The sequence below is a fragment of the Tenacibaculum aiptasiae genome (assembly GCF_008806755.1).
Lineage (GTDB): Bacteria > Bacteroidota > Bacteroidia > Flavobacteriales > Flavobacteriaceae > Polaribacter > Polaribacter aiptasiae.
In genome coordinates this window covers 20517-30799 of record NZ_WAAU01000015.1, presented here as the reverse complement: position 1 = coordinate 30799, position 10283 = coordinate 20517, and the positions used below count along the sequence as shown (strand labels likewise).

The 10283-nt window shown below is 29.0% G+C and carries 5 protein-coding genes; 3 read left to right on the top strand and 2 right to left on the bottom strand.

Annotated features, from left to right (window positions below; genetic code table 11):
* Positions 1-77 precede the first annotated feature (77 nt).
* Complete coding sequence (locus F7018_RS18475; protein ID WP_175578714.1) at positions 78-248, top strand: hypothetical protein; 171 nt, start codon at positions 78-80, stop codon at positions 246-248.
* A gap of 134 nt (positions 249-382) precedes the next feature.
* Here the strand turns inward: F7018_RS18475 and F7018_RS11195 are convergent, their stop codons facing one another.
* Together F7018_RS11195 and F7018_RS18795 are read right to left on the bottom strand one after the other, a co-directional pair.
* On the bottom strand, positions 383-859 hold the full coding sequence (locus F7018_RS11195) for an SRPBCC family protein (RefSeq protein ID WP_150900159.1): 477 nt from the start codon (positions 857-859) through the stop codon (positions 383-385).
* 52 nt (positions 860-911) lie between these two features.
* The gene (locus F7018_RS18795; RefSeq protein ID WP_150900158.1) at positions 912-1463 is read right to left on the bottom strand and encodes a TetR/AcrR family transcriptional regulator; all 552 of its coding nucleotides are present in this window, start codon (positions 1461-1463) and stop codon (positions 912-914) included.
* Positions 1464-1644: 181 nt separating this feature from the next.
* Between F7018_RS18795 and F7018_RS11185 the strand changes: the two genes are divergently transcribed.
* Positions 1645-3288: a tetratricopeptide repeat protein gene (locus tag F7018_RS11185; protein WP_150900157.1), complete on the top strand. Its 1644-nt coding sequence runs from the start codon at positions 1645-1647 to the stop codon at positions 3286-3288.
* Between the two features lie 160 nt (positions 3289-3448).
* Positions 3449-10279: a T9SS type A sorting domain-containing protein gene (locus tag F7018_RS11180; RefSeq protein ID WP_150900156.1), complete on the top strand. Its 6831-nt coding sequence runs from the start codon at positions 3449-3451 to the stop codon at positions 10277-10279.
* Positions 10280-10283: the final 4 nt, after the last annotated feature.

Below are 10283 nucleotides of genomic sequence, written 5' to 3'. Positions count from 1 at the left end.
ACAGGAGTTTACGTAGTAAGAATAACTTCAGAATTAGGTAAGAAGAGTAAGAAGATTATTATTAAAAAGTAGAAATCATGGAAAACAATATAAAATCACAAAAAGAAGTAATCACTAGAAAAGAAGCATTACAAAAGTTGGGAAAGTATGGTAAATATACAGCCCTAACTGCTTTAGGAACTTATATGCTTTTAAATCCACAAAAAGCACAAGCACAAAGCCCAGAGGATCCAGGGGATGGGTTTTAGTAAACTAAAATTAGGGGTTTAGTTTACACAAAAAAAGACAGCTAATTTTAGCTGTCTTTTTATTTTATAGAAGAAAGAGTAAAAAGCTTTAGAAAAGAATAAATCGCTTTGGTATAATTAAAAGATAAATTAATTTATTGTTTACTATTTATTTCTTTTTGTTTTCTCGGAGAGGGTTGTCCCGTTTCAGCATAAATTACTAAATCATCTAATATACCTGGATATATTTTCTTCAATGCCATTTTCATTGGAATCTGTGCAATAGTTCCAATTAAAGGTTTTACTTCAATACGAGGACCGAGTATAATCTCAGTTTTAGTATCACTTAGTTTTTTTAACTTCCATGTACTAACTACAGAACGAACAAAAAAGGGCAAACCTTTTACAGAAAATTGTAATTCATAATTTACATCATCTATTTTTATAATAGTATCCATAAGTCTACCGCTTTCAGTTTCGCAAACTCTATCAAAGTCTTCGTTAGGCTTAGCCTTTCTGCATTTTGGAGTTCCAGCTGCCCATAAATGAGCATCATAAAAATCATCAATAATAAATCTCCAAACTTCTTGAATTGGTTTATTAATATTTCGTTTAAATTTTAAGTCTATCATGGTTTATTGTTTCATAGAATGAATGTTCATTCCATATTAATTGTAAAAAATTTTATTCTTTAATTCCATCCCAAATCATTTGTATGTGATTTTTTAAGGATGTTGTTGCTTTTTCTGAATTATTTAGATTTTGTTTTAAGTAAGATGAAATACCACCACCTATAAAAACAAGTATCTCTTGTGTACTAATGTTTTTAATTATTTTATTAAGTTTTCCTTTTTCTAAGAGAATAGCTACAATTTCTACAGATTTTTGTCCTTTCACTTTATTTTCTTTCGTAATTATAGGAGAGGCTTCTAGTTGTTGAAGAAAGTTAAAATAAGATGGATTATGAATAAAAAAATTGATGATAACTTTTAAGTAATCTACAAACTGTTTTTTTATAGTAGCATCAGTATTTACTTTTAAAAATAAGGTTTCCTCTTGCTCTTTAATGCCTATATAGATTTCATTAATTAAAGCTTCTTTGTTAGGAAAATAATTGTAAATGGTTCCCATACCAGTTCCCGCTTTTTTAGCTACTTCTGACATTGGAGTATTATGAACACCTTTTGTAACAAGAAGTTCAAGAGCTGCATTCAAAATATTTTCCTTTTTATTCATATTGCAAATATATATAAGTTGGAATGAATATTCCAAAAAATATTTTTGTCATTTAAAGAGAGTAGTAAGCTATGTGAAATGCTCCAAAGATTTTAATAAAATAGAAATTGTATAGCATTAATTTTTTTAACCTAAAACAATAAAAGTATCTAACAAAATTCTAATTAAATTTGTTTCAATTATGAGATATTTAGTTACCGTTTTTTTCGCCTTAATAATTACCAAAAGTTTTTCACAAGAGGAAGTATTAAATGCAGTTCAATTACATGAAAAAGTAAGAAATGCTACCAACGATCAAGAGAAAATTAAATTGTTGTTACTTCTAGCAGAAAATCAGTATGAAAACGATTTAAGCTTTTCAGAGAAAAGAGTAGAAGAAGCTATAGAATTAATAGGTAACAAAGAAGACAGTATTAGTAAGCAACAATTAGGAAAAGCATACGTACTCAAAGGGATAGTAAAAAGGAGAGAAGCCAATCACCCAGAAGCCATAGAATATTACCTCAAAGCCAAAAAAATATACCAAGAGCAAAAAGATTTTAAGAAAGTTTCAGATGTATATCATAATATGGGAATGGTGTTTAGGCATCAAAAAGAACATGATAAAGCAATATCTTTTTATAAAAAATCAATCAAAGGAAAAGAAGTGGTAAATGATTATCATGGTATGGCAGCTAGTTATAATATGATGGGAGTATCGTATCGTCAATCGAAAAGATTAGATTCAGCCTTAACTTGCTATCAAAAAGCAAAAGAATTATTTGGTAAAGTTGGAAGTGTGAAAAATATACAAAGAGTATATAATAACATGGCGATACTATATCATAGCAGAAAAGAGTACGATAGAGCCATAGCATTAGTAAATGAAAATATAGCTTTTACCAAGAAAAACAACAAAATATATTCATTGTGTACCGCTTATAGAAATGCTTCAAATATTTATAAAAAAACAAAAGAATACGAAAAATCATTAGCTTATATAGATTCGTCAATTCAAATAGCCAAAAGAGAAAAGTTTAAAGACTTAATAGCTAAAGGATACCTTAGAAAAAGTTTTCTGTCAGCTAAATTGTCAAATTATAAAAATGCTTATGAAGATTATAAAAAATTTAATAGATATTCAGATTCATTGTTTAACATAGAAAATATTAAAAAGATTCAAGCATTAGAGCTTAATTATCAGTTTAAACAAGAAAAACAAGAAATAGAATTATTAGCAGAGTCAGAGAAAGCAAAAAATAAATTGTATACCATTATTTTACTCATAATTGTATTGAGTTCGATTTTTATAGGGTTTTTATTGAATAAAAATTATAGAAATAAAACGGTTATCCTAAAAAATGAAGTAGAAAAAGAGAAAGAACAAAAAGAGGAGCTTAACAAAAAAATAAAACTAAACGAAGAAGAAATAAAAGGTTTGATAGCTGATAATACAATGCGTTTAGAGTTTAAACAAGAACTTCTAAGTCGATTAAAAGAAGATGTATTATCGGGAGAAGTTAAAGAAATTAAACAAAAAATAAACACGTTAACTTCAGAATTACAAGCTCAATTACAAACAGAAAATAAACTTTCAGAAGTTCAAACAAAAATATCAGAAGTAAACAAAGGTTTTGATTTAAAATTAAGAGAACTGTATCCTACTTTAACAAAAACCGAAAGAGAGATATGTTCATTATTACGTTTGAATTTATCTATCAAAGATATCATGATTGTTAGGAATGCATCATTAGATTCTGTAAAATCTGCAAGGTATAGAATCCGCAAAAAATTAAAGCTTAACTCAGGAGAAGAGCTTGAAAAATTCATTCAAAATTTATTTTAATACTTTAAAATTACATTTTATTTAACTTGTTGTTAATCAGTTTTTAGTGTTGTTTTGCCACTTTTTGCCACCACTAAAATTAGCATGAAATGAAGGAGTAAGTGTATATTTGATTGCCATAAAACAAACTACTTACACAAACCCTTTCAAAACCCGCTTCATGAGAATAAAACAATTAACTATTTTATTTTTATTCCTTAGTAATTTAGTCTTAGCCCAAGAAACTTTAGTCCCCGATGATAATTTTGAAAACTATTTAGAAACCCATGATGCAAATGGAAATGTAGTCGCTTTAGGAGCAGCTACAAGTATGGGAAATGGAGTTGCAAACGATAATTATGTAACTACTTCAAAAATAGCCAATATAGTAAGTTTAGATATTTCTAACCTAACAATTATAGATGCAACAGGAATAGAAGCTTTTACCGCATTAGAGGTATTAAGCTGTTTTAATAATGCACTATCAAGTATAAATTTATCACAAAACTTTGCCTTAAATGATTTAAATGTTGGAAAAAACAATTTAACCAGTTTAGATATAACTAATAATACAGTCTTAACTAAATTGAGTTGTAGTAAAAATCAACTTACTAGTTTAGATGTTTCTCAAAATACACAATTAGAAACTTTAGGTTGTAGTAGTAATCAATTAAACAGTTTAGATGTTACGAAAAATACTGGTTTACTGAATTTATCTTGTTATAACAATCCTTTAGGGAGCCTGGATGTAACCAAAAATTTGTTGTTACAAGGTTTGGATTGTGTAAACACACAATTAACTAGTATTGATGTATCTAAAAATACTGAATTATTAGAATTACAAGTGTATGAAAACTCATTAACAAGTTTAGATGTTAGTAATAATGTTAAGCTAATAGAACTCTATGCAGAGTATAATCAGATTACTAGTTTAGATGTATCTAAAAACACAGCTTTAGTAGATTTGTCATGTTATAACAATCAGTTAACGTATTTAAACTTTAGAAATGGAAATAATACAATATTAGACTCAGGTGATTTTGATATAAGAAATAATCCAAATCTTACTTGTGTTTCTGTAGACGATCCTACTTATGCTACTGCTAATTTAACCGATAAAGATGCACATACAGTGTACAAAACATCTTGTACACAAGTTAACGTGCCGGACGATAACTTTGAAGCATATTTAGAAACACATAACAGTACAGGAGGAGTTGTATCAGTAGGAGACCCAACAAGTATGGGGAATGGTATTGCAAACGATAATTTTGTTGGAGTTGAACAAATTAAAGATATTACTTATTTAAATATTTCTAATCAAGGAATTACAGATTTTACAGGAATTGAAGAATTTAAAGCATTGGAAGAGTTACGTGCTTTTAATAATACTGTAACTTCTGGAAGTTTAGATTTAACAGGTAATGTAAACCTTACAGAGATTGCTTGTTCTGATATGGGACTTAGTTCTATTAATATTTCAGGTTTAGTTAAATTAGAAAAAGTTGGATTACGAAGTAATAATTTTACTACTATTAATTTAAGTCCAAATACAGGGGTGAAGTATTTGTATTTAGATTATAACAATCTTACCGCTATTGACGTAAGTACAAACACTGCTCTTGTCGATTTAAGAGTAAGAGAAAGTTCGTTAACAACACTTAATTTAGCTAACAATACAAATTTAACTAGTCTATACTGTGACGATAATTTATTAACGACTATAGATGTTTCAAATAATACACTTTTAAGAACACTTAATTGTAGTAAAAATAAGTTTACATCCATTAATGTTAGCGGATTAACAAGTTTAACCGATTTATTTATTGATGATACTCCAACGCTTACAACACTAAATGTAACTAATAATTTAAATTTAGAAGACATTGGAGTAAATAATACAGGATTAACAGTTTTAGATTTAACTAATAATACAAAGTTGATAGAGGTTTATGCTAACAATACTTCCATAACTAGTTTAGATTTTAGCAATAGCCCAGATGTTGAATATATTGAATGTAAAGATGGTGTGCTTACTACTTTAAATCTTAAAAATGGAAATAATAGTAATAGCATAGAATTATATGCTACAGGAAATTCTAATTTATTATGTATTCAAGTAGATGATGCATCAGCTAGTTATTTAAGTAGTTGGAGTAAAGAGAGTAGTACAGCATTTGGAGAAGATTGTAATTGGACTTATGTTCCTGACGATAATTTTGAAAATTATTTAGAAACTCACGATGCTAATAACGGTTTTGTTTCAATTGGTGACCCAACAAGTATGGGGAATGGAATAGCTAACGATAATTATGTGACTACGGCAAAGATTAAAAACGTTGTAAACCTATTTGCTCAATTTCAAGGGATAACTGATTTTACAGGACTTGAAGACTTTACCGATTTAGAAGTATTATTCATTTTTAATAATGTAATAAATACTAGTTTAGATGTAACAAGTAATACGAAGTTAACAAGAATTGATGCTGGAGATATGGGAATAACTAGTATTAATATTACTGGTTTAACTGCATTAGAGCGATTGAGTGTACCTCGTAATAGTCTTACAAGCATTGATGTTTCTACCAACACAGGTTTGAAAGATTTGATAATTTCTTCTAATAACTTATCAGGGTTAGATGTAAGTAAAAATCCCTTGCTAGAAGATTTACAAATTCATGAAACCACTTTAAGTACTATAGATGTAAGTGCTAACGTGAATTTAACAAGAATTATAGCTTCATTAAATCAATTTACAACATTAAATCTTGAGAAAAACACAGCTTTAGAGAGATTAAACTTGGCTAAAAATCCTTTTACTTCTTATAATCTAAGTCATCTGACAAATTTGAAAGAAATAAATTTAGATGAAACAAATATTACATCAATAGATATAAGTAAAAACACAAATTTAGAGGAGTTTAGTGCAAGAAACAACAATGAATTAGTAGAACTAAATGTAAGAAATGGAAACAATAGTAGTTTTACCGAATTTGAAGTTGATGGTTGTCCAAATTTAACATGTATAGAAGTAAACGATCCTTCTGCCGCATTTTTATCGGGATGGAGTAAAGATACTACCGCTAATTATGCAGAGTATTGTAGATTTACTAGCATACCAGATGCAAATTTTGAAACGTATTTAGAAACACACAACCAATATGGAGGTTCAGTGGCTTTAGGAAGTTCTAATAGTTTAGGAAATGGAGTTATTGATGATAATTTAGTGCCAACAGCAAAAATTGAAACGATTCAATTATTAACACCTAGAAATGAAGGAATCCAAGATTTTACAGGGATTGAAGATTTTGTTAGCTTAATTCGTTTATGGATAGATAACAATACATTAACGAATACAAGTTTAGATTTAACAAATAATAAATTATTAGAAAGTCTAACCCTAGAAAATACAGGAGTTACAAGTATAAATGTTACAGGGTTAACAGCCTTAGAATCATTAGAAGCAGCAAACAATAGTTTAACTAGTCTAAACATAACAACTAATACAGGGTTGAAATTTTTAAACTTAGGAGATAACAATTTAACTAATTTAGATGTAAGTAATAATGACTTAACAAGTTTAACAGTTACAAATAATCAGTTAGGAACTTTAGATGTAAGTAATCAGACTAATTTAACATCATTGTATTGCGAAAACACAAATATTTCTTCATTAAATGTTCAAAATAATACCTTATTAGAAAACTTAGAATGTGGTCAAAACTCATTAACAGCTATAGATGTAACAGCTTTGACAGATTTATTCTATCTATCATTTTTGAATACGGATATTGCTACGATCGATTTAAGTAAAAACACGAACTTAAGTAGATTAGTTTGTGATAATACACAACTTACAACTTTAGATTTGAGTAATCAGAATACATTAGATAATTTATCATGTAAGAATGGATTATTAACAAGGTTAAATTTACGTAGTGGTAATAATTCAGATTTAGATAATGTAGATGTAACAGGAAATCCAAATTTGACGTGTATTTCAGTTGATGATCCTTCAGCAAGTGTTTTGGCGGGTTGGTTAAAAGATGCTACAGCAAGCTATGCTCAATATTGTCGATTGACCTATGTCCCGGATGATGTTTTTGAAGCTTTTTTAGAAAGCAATGGTTATGGAAATGGAATAGCAAATGACAACTATGTTTATACAGCATTGGTGGAAGTTTCAGAAGGAATAGTATTCCAAAATAAAACAGCTTCGGATTTAACGGGAATTGAAGACTTTAGAGATGCATGGTATTTTGTAATTCGTAACAATCCGAATTTAACAAGTATCGATTTAACTCAGAATACTAAATTGACTACACTGAGTTTAGCAAACAACAATCTTTCAAGTATAGATTTAAGTAAAAATATCATTTTAGAAAAAGCATATCTAGACAATAATACTAATTTAGGAGATGTCAATATTGCTGCATTATCACAATTAAATACATTAGATGTTTCAAATACAGGAATTAATAGTATAGATATTTCAAATAACCCATTATTAAGAGTATTAAACCTTAACGATAACAGTTTTACATCATTAGATTTATCAACATATCCAAGTATTTTACAATTAAGAATAGTCAATAACCAATTAACATCATTAAATGTAGCCAATGGAAACAATACCAACTTTACATGGTTTGATGCTCAAGGGAATGCCGATTTAACATGTATTACTGTTGATGATATTAATCCAGATTCTGGTATATGGCATAAAGATGCTACAGCAAATTATGCTTTGTATTGTGATCTTACTAATATATCAGATGCTAATTTTGAAAACTATTTAGAAACTCATGATGCGAATGGAAATACCGTTGCTGTAGGAAATATTTTAAGCATGGGGAACGGAATCGCTAATGACAATCAAGTAGCAACTTCAAAAATTAAAGATGTAACTTCATTAAATATAAGCAGTCAAAATATTTCAGATATAACAGGTATTGAGGCTTTTACAGCTTTAGAATCCTTAAATGTTGATTATAATAATTTAACTTCATTAGATTTAAGTAGTAATACAAGTTTAAAAATCTTAGATGCAGCAGAAAATAATTTTACGTCGTTAGATTTATCTGGTTATTTGGCTTTGGAAGAAGTAGAGTTGCGATCAAATTCAATAGAAAATTTAATTGTTTCAAATAATCCAAACTTAACAAAGTTAAGAGTCGGTAAAAATAAATTAGCAGTTTTAGATGTAACAGCTTGTACACAATTAGAAGAGTTAGCAGTGCATCAAAATGTATTAGTGTCTTTAGATGTTAGAAATGGTAACAATGCAAATATTACAGATTTTGTAGCCTTATATAATTCAAGTTTAACCTGTATAGAAGTAGACGATGCAGCTGCGGCTTATTTAGCAACTTGGCAAAAAGACGCAACAACAAACTTTAGTGAGAATTGTAATGCAACAGTTTGGTTAGGAACAAGTGACGATAATTGGAATGAAATAAGTAACTGGGTTGGAAATACAAAACCACAAACTACGAGTAATGTAATTATACCTTACAGAACAAACACTCCAAGATTAACTTCATCAGAACAAATAAATGACTTGAGAATTGCAGAATTTTCATCATTTGAAATTGCAGAAAATGGATCAGTAAAGGTTGATGGAAACTTTAATAATTCAGGAACATTTACAATGAGATCAACAGCTTCCAATAGTGCTAGTTTATTAGTAGAAGGATCAGCAAATGGAGAAGTTACTTACAAAAGAGGAGGATTAAAAGCTGGTAAATGGAGTATTGTTTCGGCACCTGTTTCTGGACAAAGCATTAAAGAGTTTGTAGAAAATTCAGCAAATAATATTAGAGTGAATACTACAGTAACTCCAAATCGTTATGCAGTAGGTTATTATGATGATAGCAAACCGGATGGAACAAAATGGGTGTATTATACAGTAGATGATTTAGCATCAAATAGTATTGTATTTGAAAAAGGAAGAAGTTATGCAATTTCAAGAGCAACAGATGGAGAAGTAAGCTTTACTGGAACTGTAGAAACTATAGATATTAGTAAGCCGGTAGCTACATCAGAATGGAATGCCGTTGGAAATCCGTTTACAGCCTTTTTACCAATTAATGAAAATAGCGGAGTAAACTTTATCAATGATAACCTTGCTAATTTTGATCCAACTTATGTAGGAGCTTATGTATGGGATAATTCACAAAATAAATACATAGCCAATACATTAGTAAGTGCAGAAAGTTCATTAGCACCCGGACAAGGGTTCTTTGTAAAAACAGCAGCAGGAGCAAACTCAATTATATTTAAAGAAGCTCAAAGAAAAATTCAACCAGCAAGTGGTGGAATCTTTAGCAAAGGAGTGGGAGAGAGTCAATCAGCAATTGAGTTATCAATAGCTACAAAAGGAGTAAAGGTAAATACAGTTATAAGTTATAGAAATGAAGCTACCAAAGGTTTAGATATAGGATATGATGTAGGAAACTTTGATGGAGCAAGTTTAGATATTTATACACAACTTATAGATGGCTCATCAGAAAAAAACTTTACTTATCAATCATTACCTAATACTGGAGAAACGAATATAATTCCAGTAGGAGTGAAGGCTAAAGAAGGATTAGAAGTTACTATTTCAGCAAAAGCAACAGCATTTGAAGGAATTAAGGTTATTTTAGAAGATAAAGAATTAGACAAGTACACTGATTTAAGCAAAGAAAATTATACTATAACAATGTCTAAGCCCGAAAATGGAATAGGAAGATTCTATCTACATACACAAGTACAAGGAAAAGTACCTGAGAATGCAGTTGCTGATATCAAAATTTATAGTATAAATAGAACGTTAATTGTGGAAGGTATTTTAGGAGAGAATTTTAATATCTCGATGTATAATCTATTAGGAGCAGAAGTTTTCAAAGGAACATATGAAGGAACGAATAAAAATGAGATAGACTTACCAAAGGTAGAAACAGGAGTATATCTAATAAAGTTGGAAACTACTGAAGGAACAAAGAATAAGAAGATAATTCTTAAAAAATAGTCAT